Here is a 16,191-nt window from a genome sequence, read left to right on the forward strand (position 1 = left end):
GTCCTATGGAAAAATGGAAGCATAAGAGAAAAATATACTGGAAACTGAGGACCCAGCTGCTGGTTCTGTTCCTGGTTCTCACGATCGTGCCGCTCATCATTTTCAGTATCCTGATTTACCGGAATTCCGTCAAATCCATTACGGAGCAGGCCCAGGGATATTTCATGCAAAGCGTGGAAAAGAGCAGTGTGATCGTGGATAAGGAATTTGACTACATCGATGAGTTCGCTCAGAAACTGAATATTGATTCGCGTCTCTACGAGATTTTCAAGAATCTGGACAAGACGGATGAGGTGTCCCTCATGAACGCCAACTCCCGGATTACGGCTATTTTAAATGCATATAAGCCGTGGGGCAGCAATATTTATTCCGTTCATCTGGTTACATCCTATTTCCGGTTCGGGGAGGAGGACAAAAACTTCTATCCCAAAGGCGCTTTTATGAATTCCAGACTGGAGAAGGAAGCCAGGGAGGCAAAAGGATCGGTCTGCTGGATTCCGACTTACAGCTATACCGATATGTTCGGGATCGACAATCTGACAGATACGCAGGTGGAATACGGCTCCCTCTTTACTGCGGTATGCCAGATGAATTTCTGTGACGTGTCCAGCGGGCGGGTGGAACGGCTACGTGAGTCTGTGGAGAAACCGATTCTGGTGATCAACTATACCGAAGAGTTTCTCATGTCCTTAATCCGGCGTTACGGAGCAAAAGACATCGTGAGTGATGCGGATTATCTGGTGATTGACCGCGAGGGTAATGTGATCTGCAGTTCCGATCCTGCCTATAATGCCAGCCACCGCTATCAGGCGGACTGGCTGGGAACCTTAAAGAAGGGGGAGAATTCCGGGTATACCACGGAAAAAGACGGGCAGGAGAAATACATGGTAACGTACGCCCGGAGTGAAATTACTGACTGGCTGGTGGTAGCGCGGGTACCGGTACATTTGCTGATCCAGGATGTGGAAAGAAACATACGGAGCTATATTATTGCTATCATGGTGATTCTTCTGCTTCTGTCCGTTGTTTCCTCCTATATGATTTCCCGCTATATTAACCGGAAGATTTACGGAACGATACATATGATCGATCAGGTGGGGACGGGACAGTTCGGCAGTCTTATCACCTATGACGACAGAGATGAGTTCTCTTTCTTTTATGAGAAACTCAATGAGATGAGCCGCAACATCAAGGCGCTGATTCACGAGAATTACGAGGTGAAGCTGCAGCAGAAGGATTTTGAGATCATGATTCTGACGATCCAGTTAAATCCCCACTTCCTGTATAATACCTTAAACATCATCAACTGGACGTGCCTGGCGGGAGATACTCCCAAGGCCAGCCGGATGATCGTGGATCTGTCGCGGATGCTCCAGTATACCAGCCAGAGCAGAAAGCAGCTGGTTCATTTAAAAGACGATATTGACTGGCTGAAACGCTATATTGAAATCATGCAGATTCGATATGAGAATCAGTTTGAGGTGAATTTCGATATTCCGGAGGAACTGATGGAGAAGGAGGTCCCGAAGCTGTTTTTACAACCTCTGGTTGAAAATGCCATTGTCCATGGTTTTAAGAATTCCGAGGAAAAAGGAATCCTGGAAATCAGTGCGGAAACCGATGAAGAAAATATCTGTTTTACCGTGGAGGACAACGGGGCTGGCATGACACAGCAGAGAGTAAAAGAGGTGCTGGAGTTCACCGGTACTTCCATCGGGGTGGCCAACACGGACCGGCGGATTAAGATCCTGTACGGGGAAGCTTACGGCGTTTCTCTCCATTCCCAGTTAGGAGAAGGGACGGCTGTGGTCGTTACGATTCCGAAATAGGGCGGCCCTTTTGTCTCCCCTTCATAACAAACAATAAAAGTGCTGTTTTCCAATAAAAACCATATAGAAGTCCCCTCCTCCTTCCATTAGAATATAGTTATCGAAACAAAGACAGTAAACAGAAGAATATGGGAGGTAATTAAAATGAAGCGTAATCATCTGAAGCAGCTGGCGGCATTATTGATGGCGGGGACAATGATCCTCACGGGATGTGGAGGAAGCGGCGGAAATACAACGACTGCAGGGGAGAGCAGTACGGCAGGAAAAACCGAGGCAGCCCAGGGAAAAACCGAGGGGGAGCCGGTGGAGATCACCTTTACCTACTGGGGAAGCGGCGCTGAGAAGACGGCGATCGAGGCCTCGGTAAAGACATTTGAGGAAGCCAATCCGGATATTAAGGTAAAAGCCATGCATATTCCGAGCGATGACTTCCTGACAAAGCTAAACGCGATGATTGCGGCGGGGGAGACGCCGGATATCAGCTATTCCGCATCGTGGAAATGCCAGTTTGGTGAGGATGGCCTGATCTATAACTTTTACGATCTGATCAAAGACGACCCGGAGGTTTCCGTGGATGATTATCTGGAAACCTGCTGGTGGAACTGGTCGCCGACAGAGTCCGCAGGCCCTATTATGGCCAATGTCACCCTTTCACTGATGTATAACGAGGACCTGTTTAAAGACGCCGGCATTGATACACCGCCGACGAAGGTGGCCGAGGCGTGGTCCTGGCAGGAATTTGTGGAGAAGGCTCAGGAACTGACGCTGGATTCCTCCGGACGCAATGCGAAAGACCCGAATTTCGATTCCAATAACATCACTCAGTACGGTGTGATGTTTGCGCCCAACTGGAATGTATACATGCCGTTTATCTACTCAAACGGCGGCGCTTACTTAAATGAAGACATGACAGAATTTGGCTTAAATGATCCAAAAGCGGCGGAAGTAATCCAGAACTTCGCAGATCTGATCAATGTATACCACGTTGCACCGACTGCAATTCAGTCCAACAGTATGCCGGCGGCCGCGACCGCTCTGGCGTCCAAACAGGCCGCCATGTACATCGACGGAAGCTGGAACCATCTGGATCTGGCCGAGGCTGGTATTAACTGGGGCGTAGGTGTTCTTCCAATTGATAAGAATTATACAACATTCTTTGATGGCGGCTCGCTGATTATATTCAAGGCGACAGAGCATCTGGAGGAGACGCTGAAGCTGTATCAATGGATTACCAATCCGGAGAGTTCTGCCGAGATTACGGAAATGTTCAGAAGTATCTGGCTCCCAGTCCATAAAGAGTACTACACCGACGGCGACAAGCTTGATTTCTGGGCTTCCGAGGAATTTCCGGCGCGTCCGGAAGGCTTTAAGGATGCCGTTGTCAAGTCCACCTACGATCATCAGGTGATTGCGACAGAAATTGATGTGAAAAATTTCAATGAGATTGATACGATGGTAAAGGCAGCCCTGCAGCAGGTATGGGCGGGGGATAAGACTGCCGAGGAGGCGATGACTGAAATTAAGACGAGCGTGGATCCGCTTGTTGATGGTACATACTCCGGAAACCGTTCCTGACAGAAGTAATTGCAGGATTGCCGTGCAGACCGCAGTGGCTGCGGTAATCCGGGCATGCGGACCGCCGCTTTTGCGGCGGCCCGCCATACCGGCGGGGCAGTCCGGCCGGAAATGAGGAGGTATCACTATGAAAGAAAAAATTAAGATGACCCACAGGGAAAAGCGTGAAAACGTGGCCGGCTTTCTGTTCTGCCTTCCCTGTATCCTGGGCTTTCTTTTTTTTGCCGCAATTCCGATGATTATCAGCTTTATTATGAGCTTTTCGGACTACAGCATTGTGAAGGAGAGCCATTTTGTGGGCGTCGATAATTATGTGCGGCTGTTTGCAGGGCAGGATCCCTACTTCTATAAATCACTGACTGTGACAGTCATCTACGTAGTCCTTTCCGTTCCAACATCAATTGTTTTCGCATTTTTAATCGCATCTCTTTTAAACAAAAGCGTAAAGGGAAAGGGACTTTTCAGAACACTTTTTTATCTGCCCTCTATCATTCCGATCGTGGCCATGGGCGCGATCTGGATGTGGATCTTCAATCCGGATGTGGGCCTTGCCAACACCCTGTTAAAGGCAGTGGGACTGCCTCCGAATAAATGGCTGTCCTCGGAATCCACAGTTTTGCCTACCCTGGTATTCGTCAACCTGTGGACGACAGGTTCCACCATGGTAATCTTTCTGGCCGGTATGCAGGATGTGCCGAGGCAGCTGATCGAGGCCGTGGAGATCGATGGGGGCGGTGTTATGGCAAAGCTGCTCCATGTCATTGTTCCCATCATGACTCCGACTATTTTTTACAACGTGGTAATGGGCTTTATCAATGGATTCCAGATATTCACCCAGTCCTACGTCATGACGCAGGGGGGTCCCAACAATGCCAGTCTCTTTTACGTGTATTATCTATACCGGGAATCCTTCCAGTTTATGCGTATGGGCAATTCCTGTGCGATCGCCTGGATTCTGTTCGTGATCATTATGATGCTGACCGCAATTCTGTTCAAGTTTCAGAACCGATGGGTCTACTACGGAGGTGAGTGACGTTGAGTGCAAAAACAAAGAAAACAGTCGGAAAGCTGATTACATACGCAGTGCTTGTTACAGGCAGCCTTTTCTGCATCGTGCCTCTGGTCTGGATGGTGAGAAGTTCCCTTATGACTCCTGTAGAAATCTTTATGGTACCGGTCAAATGGGTACCGGATAAGATGATGTGGTCGAACTATAAGAAGGTATTTGAGGTTCTGCCGTTCTTTACGTATTACAGAAATTCTCTCTTCATCGCGGCTCTGGTCGTGGCCGGGTCGATGCTTACCAGCTCCATCTGTGCCTACGGGCTGGCCAGAATCAAGTGGAAAGGGAGAAATGTGGTATTTGCCTGTATTATGGCCAGTATGATGCTGCCGTTTGCAGTTACCCTGATTCCCACTTTCCTGATGTGGCGGGCGATTGGATTTACCAACAGCTTTGTGCCGCTCATTGCCCCGGCCTGGTTCGGCGGCGGAGCATTCTATATTTTCCTGCTGCGTCAGTTCTATATGACGATTCCAAAGGATTTCGATGAGGCGGCGTATCTGGATGGCGCAAATCATTTTCAGATCTTTACGAGAATTATATTGCCGATCACAAAGCCGTCTCTGGCTGTGGTAGGACTCTTTACATTTATGAACACATGGAACGATTTTTTAGGCCCCCTGGTCTATTTAAATGATGAGGCAAAGTACACGGTGGCACTGGGACTTCAGCTCTTTACCGGTTCCTACCGTTCGGAGTGGCACTTGATGATGGCGGCTGCCTGCCTCGTGCTGATTCCCGTTATTCTGGTATTTATCGTCGGACAGAGGTATTTAATCGAAGGAATTACCATGTCGGGCGTCAAGGGCTGAGAAAGCGAACGCGATAAGAGTGTCCGATAACAATTTTGGAGGAGATAAACATGATTACAGATATCATTACAAGTATTAAAGATATGGTTCACACATCAGTCAATCCTTTTTTTTCAGTCGCTGTAAAGGACGGTCAGTATGAATGCGGAAACCGGGAAAGCTATTATGCGAAGAAGCTGCCGGATGAAACATTTTCCTATGATATATCCAACAACAAGGTCCTTGCAAATGCAGACGAGTTCGGAACGCTGAAGACCGTGACCTTTTACCGGGGCTGTTATACCTGCGACGATATCCCGGGCGTGTGGGTCTCCAAAGACTTCGGTCAGGCAGGTCCGTTCTATTTCAGACTGACAGTGGAGGGGCAGGAGGTGTCCCTTCGGGACGGTTCTCTGCCGTGTCAGTCCGATCTGGCTGAAAACCTGGTCCCTAGAGCAGCCTTTACCCATCCCCGCCTCAATGCTACGGTCCTGGCGTACGCACCCATTTCCGCCGACGGCAAAAGAAGACCGCGTGCCCTCGTATACGGGCTGTATCTGGAAAATACAACAGATGGTGATGTAAAGGGAACCGTGATTCCGCCAGACTTTTCCCCGGATAAGGATTATTTTACCATTCCCGACGCCAGTGGGAAGATGGTGGAATGCGGGACGGTGACAGAAGCGGGGCAGATGAGCGAATCCGGCCAGACTACACCGGCAGTTCCATTCCATTTAAAGAAAGGGGGCGGCGCGTGGTTCCCCATGGTAATCTACGCACCCGGTGAGAACGGTGCAGTAAAAGAGATCGAAGAGGCTGGGACACTTTACTGGCTGAATGAGACGCTGGCCTGCTTTCGGGGAATGCTGGGCTGCTTAAAGATGGATGGTGATCCGCTGACCGCCGCCATCTTCGAACGTGCCGTATACCAGGGGATATCGGCCTTCGGTATGGACAGAAACGGCGAGATCTGCGGTTCCAACTGGGGCACATTTCCGGCTACGAGGCAGATCTGGATGAAAGACATGTACTATTCCAGTCTTCCTCTCAGCGTGCTGAATCCCGACTTCTTCCGTCAGTCCTGCCTTTGGTTTACAGAGCATGGAATCCGTCCGGAGGGATCGAAATACCAGGGGGGAGCGGCCCATTCTCTGAGTAATTCCCTGACCTCTGTCTTAATGGGAGTCCTGTATTACGAAGCGACGGCGGACAGAGACTTTTTCTGGACCCACCGGGAGACGGTGGAAACCTTTGAAGAGATTTTAGAAGAGGTGCTGACGCTGAAGGAAGGAGAGGTGTGGCTGTTTCCGACCGTGTGGATATCCGATGCGCTCGCTTTGGGAAAATACCATACCGGATCGAATATCTGTGCGTGGAAGGCTTTTGACGGCATGGCGCGGCTGATGGGCGAGGTGTTTGAAGACCAGGAGAAACAGAAAAAATACGGGAAAATTGCCGGTGAGATCAAAAAGGCCATCGAGGCTTATATGGTGACTGACGGCAGGTTTGGCCTCCAGTATCTGGAGGGGATCGGCGGACTGACCCCTGAGACGCAGAAGCACTGCCCGATTTCAGAGTACGAGAAGAAGTATGTGGATCAGGCTCTCACATTTTATCCCGATATTATTAATGGAGATGAGATCAACCTGATGATGCATGACGGGGAGGAGTCTGATACGACGTTGATTCCATTTTACGGATATAAGACGTATGATGATCCGGTTGTGAGAAATTATGCCAGATTTTCTGCCAGTGAAGAGAATCCGACCTATGGAACCGAGTGCCGCGGAATCAAATGGGGCCATGAGTCCGGTGCAACTTTCCCCGGTTACACCACCGCATTCTCCGGAGTTGTGGATGAGGAGACTATGAATGGAGAGAGGGGCTATATGACAGAGCTGAAACGCCTCTGTGATCTGGACGGTTCCTGGTGGTGGTGGCCATACAAATGCAATACAAAGACAGGCGACGTAGTCAGGCTGAACTGCTGCGGGAAATGCGGCTGGGCGGCCGGAGTATTTGCCAGCCTCTTTATGACGCAGATTCTCGGAGTCCGGTACGACGCTCCGTCGAAGACTCTGAATTTCAAGCCATTTTCACCGGGCAGCAGCTTTGAATGGAACGATGCGAGGACAGGAAGCGGCAAGTTTGATTTTACTTACCGGAAAACGGCAGATGCGGTGACCGCGTCGGTGACCAGCCGCGTGGACTATCCGGTGACCCTGGTGCTTAACCTGATCACCGATGGTATACCGAGATTTACGGACAGCGGGAAGACCGCGGAATTTGAAGAGACGGAATTCCTGGGTAAACGCGCAGTATGCATTAAGAAAGTCTTAAAGCCGGACCAGAAAATCGAAATCGCAGCCTTATAAATCGCAGCCTTATAGCAGTTTTATAAAATCATAGTTATTTATAATATGAAACAACAGAACCATTTACCAAAAACATAATACCACACGATCAAACGCCTGGAATCCTTTAATTAAAAGGTTTTCCAGGCGCTTTTTGCATGAATAGACGGTATTCTTCTGAATTTTTGTAATATTATAAATACTCCGACCCTGTTTTTTCACTTTCCCTGGTCATAAAGGGATAAGTCACTGAGAATCAAGATAAAATAAGACTTGAATAATTTCAAAAATGCTATATAATGTATAACTGATACTTATTTCTATATTTATGCAAAAAAGTGCATATAATGAGGAGGATTCATTATGAAAAAGAATGTAATAGTACTTGCGGCGGCCGTATGCATGGCAGCGGCACTTACCGCCTGCGGAAGCTCAAAATCCGCTACAGAGACAACAACAGCGGCAGCAGAAACCACAACAGCAACAGCAGAAACCACTGCAGCAGATGCGGCGGCCGAAACAACAGCGGCAGAGGCTGAGAAGACAGATGGCACCGGCGGCAAGATCGTTATGGTAACGAACGCCGAGTTCCCGCCATATGAGTACCACGAGAACAACACCATTGTTGGTATTGATGCCGACATTGCAAGGGCAGTCGCTGAGCAGATGGGAATGGAACTGGAGATCCAGGATATGGCATTCGATTCTCTGATTCCGGCGATCCAGTCCGGAAAGGCTGATTTTGCGGCAGCTGGTATGACTGTAAACGAAGACCGTTTAAAGAATGTGGACTTTACCGATACCTACGCACAGGCTGCTCAGGTAATCATTGTTAAAACAGACAGCCCGATCGCTTCTCCCGATGATTTAACAGGCAAGAAGATCGGTGTTCAGACCGGTACAACCGGCGATATCTACGCTGACGACATCGAGAACGCGGAAGTACAGAGATTTAACAAGGGCATGGAAGCCGTTATGGCTTTAAATCAGGGCAAGATCGACGCAGTTATCATCGACCGTGAGCCTGCGAAGGTGTTCGTGAAAGAGAACGAAGGCTTAAAGATCTTAGACGAAGCATTTACAGAGGAAGAGTATGCAATCGCTGTAAAGAAGGGCAACACTGAACTGCTTGATAAGATGAATGCCGCGATCAAGGAGTTAAAGGAATCCGGCGAGTTACAGAAGATCGTAGATAAGTATATTACCGCAGAATAATATAAAGGAAGAGTGCCATGTGGGAAAAATTAGTCGCTGACTTTTATCAGAATTTTATAGAGGACAACCGCTGGAAATACATCACGGATGGGCTGCAGAATACCTTGAAAATTACATTTTTTGCAGTTCTCATCGGAATCGTGCTGGGATTTCTGGTTGCAATTATCCGTTCTACTTACGAGAACACTCACAGGCTGAAGATACTGAATGCAGTCTGCAGCGTATATCTGACGGTAATCCGCGGAACGCCGGTGGTTGTTCAGCTGATGATCGTATACTTCGTTGTCTTTGTCACGGTTAATCCGGGTATGGTTCCGACGGCGATTCTGGCCTTCGGTATCAACTCCGGCGCCTACGTGGCCGAAATCTTCCGAAGCGGCATCAGCTCCATCGAGAGAGGCCAGTTTGAGGCCGGGCGAAGCTTAGGCTTCAACTACGCGCAGACCATGTGGTATATCATTATGCCGCAGGCGTTTAAAAACGTGGTTCCGACGCTGGCCAACGAGTTTATCGTGCTGCTGAAGGAGACTTCCGTAGCCGGTTACATCGGTCTGCAGGATCTGACGAAGGGCGGCGACATCATTAAGAGCCGTACGTATTCCGCTTTCATGCCGCTGATTGCGGTGGCTCTGATTTATCTTTGCATGGTTATGATCTTTTCTTACCTTGTAAAATTACTGGAGAGGAGGCTGCGCAGAAGTGAGCACTAGAAAAAATCGTATAGAAAAGCCTCTGATTCAGGTACAGAACTTAGGCAAGAAATTCGGAAGCATGGAGGTCCTAAAGGATATCACGGTTGACATCTACAAAGGTGACGTCGTGTGTGTAATCGGACCCTCCGGATCTGGAAAGAGTACCTTTCTCCGCTGTTTAAACAGACTGGAGGAGCCGACATCGGGCCATATCCTGTTTGAGGGAACCGATATTACCGATAAGAAGACGGATATCGACCGCCACCGCCAGAAGATGGGGATGGTGTTCCAGCAGTTCAATCTGTTTCCGCACATGACGATCTTAAAGAATCTGACCCTGGCGCCGGTTAAGCTTCAGGGACGGAGCGAGGAGGAGGCAAAGAACCAGGCCATGGCGCTCCTCGACAAGGTCGGCTTAGCGGACCGGTGCAATGCATATCCGAACCAGTTATCCGGCGGACAGAAGCAGCGAATCGCCATTGTCCGCGCCCTGTGTATGAACCCGGACGTCATGCTCTTTGACGAACCGACGTCTGCGCTCGACCCTGAGATGGTAGGCGAGGTGTTAAACGTTATGAGGGATTTGGCGAACGAGAAGATGACCATGGTGGTGGTTACCCATGAGATGGGCTTCGCCAGAGAAGTTGCCACCCGCGTCATGTTCATGGACGGCGGATATTTTCTGGAGGAGAATGAACCGAAGGAATTCTTTGAGCATCCGGAGAATGAGAGGCTTAAAGGGTTTTTGGGAAAGGTTTTGTAGCGTACAGGAATGCAGGAATCTGTTAAAATATAAAATAGAAAAGACGTTGTTTCCGATCGGCTTCACCGGTCTGGAAACAACGTCTTTTTTAATACTGAAAGCGGGACTCTGAATTAATCAGCTCCTGCAGCGCATCTTCCTGCTCAATCGCGATTCCCGACGGCGTCTTCGTTACAAATCCCTGCTGTTTCAGTTTTGCCATGATCCGCGATACGGTTACGGAATGGCAGCCCAGATACTTGGCCATCTCGGCGTATGTAAAAAAGCGGGGGACGATCCGTATTCCGTTCCTGAGCTGCGATACTTCAAAGAGCAGGTGGCACAGCCGTACCACGACGGATTCTTCCTGCATCAGGTGAAAATGGATCAGTGCGTCGTTATAATTGTCCGCAAGCGTCTCCATAAGAAATGCGTTAAATTCCCTATTCTTTAAAATCAGATCCTGAAAGGTGGAATAAGGGATCTGACACAGGGTGCAGGTGGTCTTGGTGATAACTGAAAATTCCGGCGTAGTGGAATTGATTTTATCAGGGCTTACTACAAACTGGTTAAAACCAATGAGCCGGTACGGGCGGAAGTATAAATAAACTTTTTCCTCTCCCTGCTTCGTAATGCTGTTGAGTGCACAGATTCCTTCCTCCAACAGGTATACATAGTTTGATATATACTTGTCATACTTTTTATTAAGAACAATGTCCTTCGGCATTGTGACGCGCGTTCCGCTGTCTGTAATGATTTTTAAGAGCGACTCCTTCATGTTTTCTCCGTTCCTTGCGATAGTAATAAAAGATCGGATTCAGTATATCATAATTTTGTCAAAATAACCAGATTTATAACCTGTGTTATTTTTCTATAAGCAGATATATGATAAAATTAGATCAATAATGCAGGGGAGTAAATGAGCCGGAAAAGTAAAAAAGAGATACTTTCGGGTCTTATTGTGCCCTCATTGTTATATTTTTCACAATATGGTAGAAAAGGGGTTTCAAGACATGGCGAATCAAAATGAGCGTAAGAGAGAAAAAATGTTTTTAATTCATTCTCTGATCGGTGTAGGAATTATGGTATTTTTCCGTTTCCTCCCGCTGAATCTCCCGGAAGTTACTTCGGTTGGTATGGAAGTATTGGGAATCTTTATCGGAACACTTTATCTTTGGACATTCGTAGATCCGCTTTGGGGGAGCCTGATGTCCATTGCTATGGTTGGTTTATCCAACTATATGCCTATGGCGGGCCTGCTTAAGGAAGCATTCGGAGCACCGGTTGTGGCTCAGGTATTTTTCCTGCTGATTATGGCAGGCGGTCTTGTATATTATAAGATCACACTTTACATAGGACGTTTCTTTTTGACGAGAAAATTTACGAACGGGAAGCCATGGCTGCTGATGTTCGTAATCTGTATAGGCTGTTATTTCCTTGGTGGCTTTATCAGTCCGTTTACTGCAATCTTTTTATTCTGGCCTGTCCTCTACGATGTATTTGAGGAAGTCGGTTATAAGAAGGGCGATGCGCTGCCTCGTGTTATGCTGACCCTGGTGGTTGTCGCGTCCCTGATCGGTTTTCCGATGGCGCCGTTCGCTCAGAATGGTCTGGCGCTGCTCACAAACTTTGCCAACATTACGGCAAACCTTCCGGGAGGTCCGATTGTTGTCAACAATGCGGCTTACATGGCTGTGGCTATTATTCTCGGTCTTATTATGATCGTGGCGAACATCCTGTTTGCAAAGTTTGTCATTCGTCCTGATGTGACGAAATTAAAGAATTACGATGTTGAGATGCTGAATAAGAATCCGCTTCCGCCTATGGAACCTAGACAGAAGATTATAGGCATAAGCTTTGTGATTCTGATTCTGGGTATGCTTCTCCCCAGCCTTTTCCCAACTTTACCGGGAATGGCATTTCTTTCCTCCAACAGCCTCGGTCTGGCTCTTTTTATGGTAGCCGCTCTGGGAGCGATCCGTATCAAGGGAAAGAGCGTTTTAGAGATTCCGCAGGTTATGGCCACCAATTTTAACTGGGGCGCATACTTTATCATCGTTGCCGCGATCCTGCTGGGAAGCGTGCTGACCAGTGACAATACCGGTGTTTCCGCTTTCTTAAGCGTCGTACTTTCCCCGATTTTCCAGGGAATGTCACCGATGGTCTTCACTGTTCTTTTAATGGCGATGGCGGTTCTCTTAACCAACCTCTGCAACAGCCTGGTAATCGGTATGATTCTGCAGCCGGTTATCGTTACATATTGTACACAGACCGGAGCCAACCCGGCACCGATCGTTACGCTGTTAATTATCTTTGTACTGTTATCGGCGGCTATTACACCGGCAGCTTCCCCGTTTGCGGCGATCCTGCACAGCAACAAGGAATGGGTTCCGACCAAGTACGTTTACCAGTATACGATTCCATTCGTAATTCTGGAACTGATTATCGTTCTTGTGATCGGTGTCCCGTTAGCAAATCTGTTAATGTAAGTTTAGAAAGGAGTTATGTATCATGGCACAGTATGATGTAATTATTGTTGGCGCGGGTCCTGCCGGTATGACGGCGGCAATCTACGCGGCGAGAGCGGATATGAATGTTCTGCTTCTCGACAAGCTGGCCCCGGGCGGACAGATTATCAATACGAATGAAATTCAGAACTATCCGGGGGTCGGAACGATCAACGGAGCAGAGCTTGCGTATCAGATGTTTGAGCATACACAGCAGTTTGACAATATCGCGTTCGACTACGGCACGGTAAAGAGCATCACAGACGAAGGAAAAGTAAAGAGAGTCCTCTGCGAGGAGGATGACAAGGAATTCACGGCGAAAGCCATTATACTTGCTACCGGAACGAGACCGAGATGTCTCGATATCCCGGGCGAAGATAAGTTCCGCGGCAACGGAATCAGCTGGTGTGCCATCTGTGACGGAGCCCAGTACCGCGACCGTGACGTTGTGGTAATCGGCGGAGGCAATTCCGCGGTGGAAGAATCCATATTCCTTGCCGGTATTGTAAAATCACTGACGATTGTAACCATGTTTGATTTGACGGCTGATCCGATGGCCTGCGACAAGCTTCGCGCCATGGATCACGTAACTGTTTATCCATACCAGGATATCCTGGAATTTACCGGAGATACGAAGCTGACGGGCGTTCATTTCAAGTCCACGAAGACCGGCGAGGAGAACACGGTTTCCTGTGACGGCGTATTCGAATATATCGGACTCACTCCGACAACAGAATTCTTAAAGGATTTAGGCGTGTTAAACCAGTTCGGCTATGTGGAAGTAGATGAGAAGATGCACACAAAGACAGCCGGTATCTACGGAGCCGGAGACTGTGTGACCAAGAACCTGCGCCAGGTAATCACCGCCTGTGCGGATGGCGCGATCGCAGCTCAGGAAGCTTCCCACTACGTTCAGAATTTAGTGGATTAAGAAGCACGAAAAACGATTGCAGAGACAGCGATACATAACCACCTGTTCTCCCATGATAAACCATAACGCAATTTTATCGTTAGATAAAAAAATAGAATTTTACTTTATTGTTATTTTGCAATAAAATAAAAACAGTATGCTTAGAATGGGAAAACAGTGTGGAACTAATACAAAAAGATAGAAAGGAAGTAAGATTATGTTAAAAGAAGTAAACAGCGAAGAATTCAAAGAACTGGCCGGAAAGGGCCTGGTATTGGCGGACTTTTTCTCTACCACCTGTGGACCATGTAAGATGTTAGGCTTTGTATTAAAAGATGTGGAGAAGGAATTTGGCGATGATCTGACTATCTTAAAGATTGACTTCGATCAGAACAAGGACTTAACAGCGGAATATGGCGTGACGGGTTACCCGACCCTGGTTCTTTTAAAGGATGGCGTGGAAGTAGGACGTCTTCAGGGATTACAGCAGAAACCGGTTATTATCAAGCTGGTGGAAGAACATAAGTAAGATCTTAAATTAGAACCTAACTATAAAGAACAGATACGGGGAGGTATCATCATGTCAGTAAAATATTCATTTGAAGATCATATTGTAAACAGACAGTACGAAGCAGAGCAGGAGATGTTAAAGGAATTCGAAGCGGGCAATTACACAATTGCCAATCCGCTCGTAAAATATAACGCTTATCTTGTCAATCCGTTATCCGCAGTTGTATGTTTCCATACAGAAAAGGAAACAGCCATCACTATTACCGTGCTTGGCAAGACACCCCAGGGCAATATCAGCCACACATTCCCGAAGGCAAAGAAGCACGTGCTTCCGATCGTAGGTCTGTATTCTGATTATCAGAACAGAGTGGAGATTAGAGCTTACCGCGGCGAGTCCAATATTATCACCATCGATGTACCGGATGTGTTTGACGGCAAGGAAGTAATCTATTCCATGGATACGACTCCTGAGTATTTACAGGACAACATCATTTTAGTATCTCCGGCAGGCGAAGATCTGGCAGTTGGATTCGACTACGCAGGCGATGCAAGATGGCATATGACGATTCCGTGTGTATTCGATGTGAAGAGACTGAAAAACGGCAACTTAATCATGGGTTCCCACCGGGTAATCCAGATGCCTTACTATATGTCCGGTTTATACGAGATCAGCCCATGCGGAAAGATCTACAAGGAATTCCGTCTCCCGGGCGGCTACCATCACGATGAGTTCGAGATGGAGGACGGCAATCTCTTAAGTCTGACAGACGATTTAACCAGCGAGACAGTAGAAGATATGTGCGTTCTGATCGACCGCAATACAGGCGAGATATTAAAGACCTGGGACTACAAGAAGTTCCTCGATCCGAAGAAAGTAAGCAAGTCCGGCAGCTGGTCTGACCATGACTGGTTCCACAACAACGCCGTATGGTACGACAAGAATACCAATTCCTTAACCTTCTCCGGACGTCACATCGATTCCATGGTAAACATCGATTATGAGACCGGAGAACTGAACTGGATCATCGGCGATCCGGAAGGATGGCCGGAAGAGATGCAGAAGTACTTCTTCAAGCCAGTCGGCAATAACTTCGGATGGCAGTATGAGCAGCACGCCTGCGTCATCACACCTGACGGTGATGTTATGTGCTTCGACAACCATCACTACGGTTCCAAGAACCCGGAGAAATATCTGGCGGCCAAGGATAACTATTCCAGAGGCGTCCGTTACAAAATCAACACCGATGACATGACCATCGAGCAGGTTTGGCAGTACGGCAAGGACAGAGGAGCAGAATTCTTCTCCCCATACATCTGTAACGTAGAGTACTACAACGAAGGACACTACATGGTTCATTCCGGCGGTATCGCATACGACACAGAAGGCAATCCTTCCGAGGCGCTGGGCGCATTTGCAAAGGATCAGGGCGGCCGTCTGGAGAGTATCACGGTTGAGATCTGTGACAACAAGAAGATGCTTGATTTACACGTACCGGGCAACTATTACCGCGGCGAGAAGCTGAAATTATACAGCGACGGCATCAACTTAGAGCTTGGCAAGGGCCAGATTTTAGGCGAGATGGGCGTTACGAAGGAATTCGATACCGAGATCCCGTTAGATCCGTCAGGCGAGATGCTTCCGGAGAGCTGCAACGCGAGAATCGAAGACGAGATCGACCGTTTCACATTCTTCTCCCGTTTCGAGAAAGGACAGCTGGTTATGCTTCTGTTAGAGCAGGGCGAAGAGGTTCACCGCTATTTCATCTCTACAACGGCGGTTCCGTTCCTGGCGATGTGCTGCGGTACATTCCTCGATTCCGACGACAGAAATACGAGAACCAACATCAATAAGACAGGATTAAAAGGTACCTATGATCTTCGTGTTATCATCGATGACAAGAAGTATGAGACAGGCGTTACGATCAGCTGTTAATCATCAGTATCTGACACTGTTACAGGATGCAAGAAGACACATATAGACTGCAGGAGGGGGCCGCGATCGA

At 48.0% G+C, this 16,191-nt stretch carries 13 protein-coding genes; 12 read left to right on the forward strand and 1 reads right to left on the reverse strand.

The annotated features are described in order from the left end of the window. Positions 1-5: 5 nt before the first annotated feature. From M1L66_RS08420 to M1L66_RS08455, 8 genes are all read left to right on the forward strand, one after another. Positions 6-1,829: a cache domain-containing sensor histidine kinase gene (locus M1L66_RS08420; protein ID WP_434692190.1), complete on the forward strand. Its 1,824-nt coding sequence runs from the start codon at positions 6-8 to the stop codon at positions 1,827-1,829. A gap of 144 nt (positions 1,830-1,973) precedes the next feature. Then, positions 1,974-3,404: an ABC transporter substrate-binding protein gene (locus M1L66_RS08425; RefSeq protein ID WP_434692192.1), complete on the forward strand. Its 1,431-nt coding sequence runs from the start codon at positions 1,974-1,976 to the stop codon at positions 3,402-3,404. A gap of 127 nt (positions 3,405-3,531) precedes the next feature. Next, complete coding sequence (locus tag M1L66_RS08430; RefSeq protein ID WP_187022837.1) at positions 3,532-4,437, forward strand: carbohydrate ABC transporter permease; 906 nt, start codon at positions 3,532-3,534, stop codon at positions 4,435-4,437. After that, entirely contained in the window at positions 4,434-5,279 is an 846-nt protein-coding gene (locus tag M1L66_RS08435) for a carbohydrate ABC transporter permease (protein ID WP_187022836.1), read from the forward strand. Before M1L66_RS08430 ends, M1L66_RS08435 begins: the two co-directional genes overlap by 4 nt. Before the next feature lie 50 nt (positions 5,280-5,329). Further along, complete coding sequence (locus M1L66_RS08440; protein WP_434692197.1) at positions 5,330-7,633, forward strand: hypothetical protein; 2,304 nt, start codon at positions 5,330-5,332, stop codon at positions 7,631-7,633. Between the two features lie 342 nt (positions 7,634-7,975). Beyond that, on the forward strand, positions 7,976-8,827 hold the full coding sequence (locus tag M1L66_RS08445; RefSeq protein ID WP_187022834.1) for a basic amino acid ABC transporter substrate-binding protein: 852 nt from the start codon (positions 7,976-7,978) through the stop codon (positions 8,825-8,827). Positions 8,828-8,844: 17 nt separating this feature from the next. Further along, positions 8,845-9,537, forward strand: coding sequence for an amino acid ABC transporter permease (locus M1L66_RS08450; RefSeq protein WP_002600914.1), 693 nt, complete (start codon positions 8,845-8,847; stop codon positions 9,535-9,537). 61 nt (positions 9,538-9,598) lie between these two features. Further along, the gene (locus M1L66_RS08455; RefSeq protein WP_278245164.1) at positions 9,599-10,282 is read left to right on the forward strand and encodes an amino acid ABC transporter ATP-binding protein; all 684 of its coding nucleotides are present in this window, start codon (positions 9,599-9,601) and stop codon (positions 10,280-10,282) included. A gap of 88 nt (positions 10,283-10,370) precedes the next feature. Here the strand turns inward: M1L66_RS08455 and M1L66_RS08460 are convergent, their stop codons facing one another. Beyond that, positions 10,371-11,039: a Crp/Fnr family transcriptional regulator gene (locus tag M1L66_RS08460; RefSeq protein WP_187022833.1), complete on the reverse strand. Its 669-nt coding sequence runs from the start codon at positions 11,037-11,039 to the stop codon at positions 10,371-10,373. A gap of 235 nt (positions 11,040-11,274) precedes the next feature. Between M1L66_RS08460 and M1L66_RS08465 the strand changes: the two genes are divergently transcribed. The 4 genes from M1L66_RS08465 to M1L66_RS08480 all read left to right on the forward strand — a co-directional run bounded on the left by M1L66_RS08465 (position 11,275) and on the right by M1L66_RS08480 (position 16,121). Then, the gene (locus M1L66_RS08465) at positions 11,275-12,750 is read left to right on the forward strand and encodes an SLC13 family permease (protein ID WP_243270310.1); all 1,476 of its coding nucleotides are present in this window, start codon (positions 11,275-11,277) and stop codon (positions 12,748-12,750) included. A gap of 22 nt (positions 12,751-12,772) precedes the next feature. After that, the gene (locus tag M1L66_RS08470) at positions 12,773-13,699 is read left to right on the forward strand and encodes an FAD-dependent oxidoreductase (protein WP_187022831.1); all 927 of its coding nucleotides are present in this window, start codon (positions 12,773-12,775) and stop codon (positions 13,697-13,699) included. A 196-nt stretch (positions 13,700-13,895) separates the two neighbouring features. Further along, the gene (locus M1L66_RS08475; protein WP_187022830.1) at positions 13,896-14,207 is read left to right on the forward strand and encodes a thioredoxin family protein; all 312 of its coding nucleotides are present in this window, start codon (positions 13,896-13,898) and stop codon (positions 14,205-14,207) included. A gap of 51 nt (positions 14,208-14,258) precedes the next feature. Continuing rightward, positions 14,259-16,121, forward strand: coding sequence for an aryl-sulfate sulfotransferase (locus tag M1L66_RS08480; protein WP_187022829.1), 1,863 nt, complete (start codon positions 14,259-14,261; stop codon positions 16,119-16,121). Positions 16,122-16,191: the final 70 nt, after the last annotated feature.

It is taken from the genome of Hungatella sp. SB206, from assembly GCF_051132295.1.
GTDB classification, from domain to species: Bacteria; Bacillota; Clostridia; order Lachnospirales; family Lachnospiraceae; genus Hungatella; species Hungatella effluvii.

Excerpts from the sequence above, each read along its gene's own strand:
- M1L66_RS08420 (WP_434692190.1), top strand. The coding sequence starts at position 6 with ATGGAAAAATGGAAGCATAAGAGAAAAATATACTGGAAACTGAGGACC.
- M1L66_RS08425 (WP_434692192.1), top strand. The coding sequence starts at position 1,974 with ATGAAGCGTAATCATCTGAAGCAGCTGGCGGCATTATTGATGGCGGGG.
- M1L66_RS08430 (WP_187022837.1), top strand. The coding sequence starts at position 3,532 with ATGAAAGAAAAAATTAAGATGACCCACAGGGAAAAGCGTGAAAACGTG.
- M1L66_RS08440 (WP_434692197.1), top strand. The coding sequence starts at position 5,330 with ATGATTACAGATATCATTACAAGTATTAAAGATATGGTTCACACATCA.
- M1L66_RS08445 (WP_187022834.1), top strand. The coding sequence starts at position 7,976 with ATGAAAAAGAATGTAATAGTACTTGCGGCGGCCGTATGCATGGCAGCG.
- M1L66_RS08450 (WP_002600914.1), top strand. The coding sequence starts at position 8,845 with ATGTGGGAAAAATTAGTCGCTGACTTTTATCAGAATTTTATAGAGGAC.
- M1L66_RS08455 (WP_278245164.1), top strand. The coding sequence starts at position 9,599 with ATGGAGGTCCTAAAGGATATCACGGTTGACATCTACAAAGGTGACGTC.
- M1L66_RS08460 (WP_187022833.1), bottom strand. The coding sequence starts at position 11,039 with ATGAAGGAGTCGCTCTTAAAAATCATTACAGACAGCGGAACGCGCGTC.
- M1L66_RS08465 (WP_243270310.1), top strand. The coding sequence starts at position 11,275 with ATGGCGAATCAAAATGAGCGTAAGAGAGAAAAAATGTTTTTAATTCAT.
- M1L66_RS08470 (WP_187022831.1), top strand. The coding sequence starts at position 12,773 with ATGGCACAGTATGATGTAATTATTGTTGGCGCGGGTCCTGCCGGTATG.
- M1L66_RS08475 (WP_187022830.1), top strand. The coding sequence starts at position 13,896 with ATGTTAAAAGAAGTAAACAGCGAAGAATTCAAAGAACTGGCCGGAAAG.
- M1L66_RS08480 (WP_187022829.1), top strand. The coding sequence starts at position 14,259 with ATGTCAGTAAAATATTCATTTGAAGATCATATTGTAAACAGACAGTAC.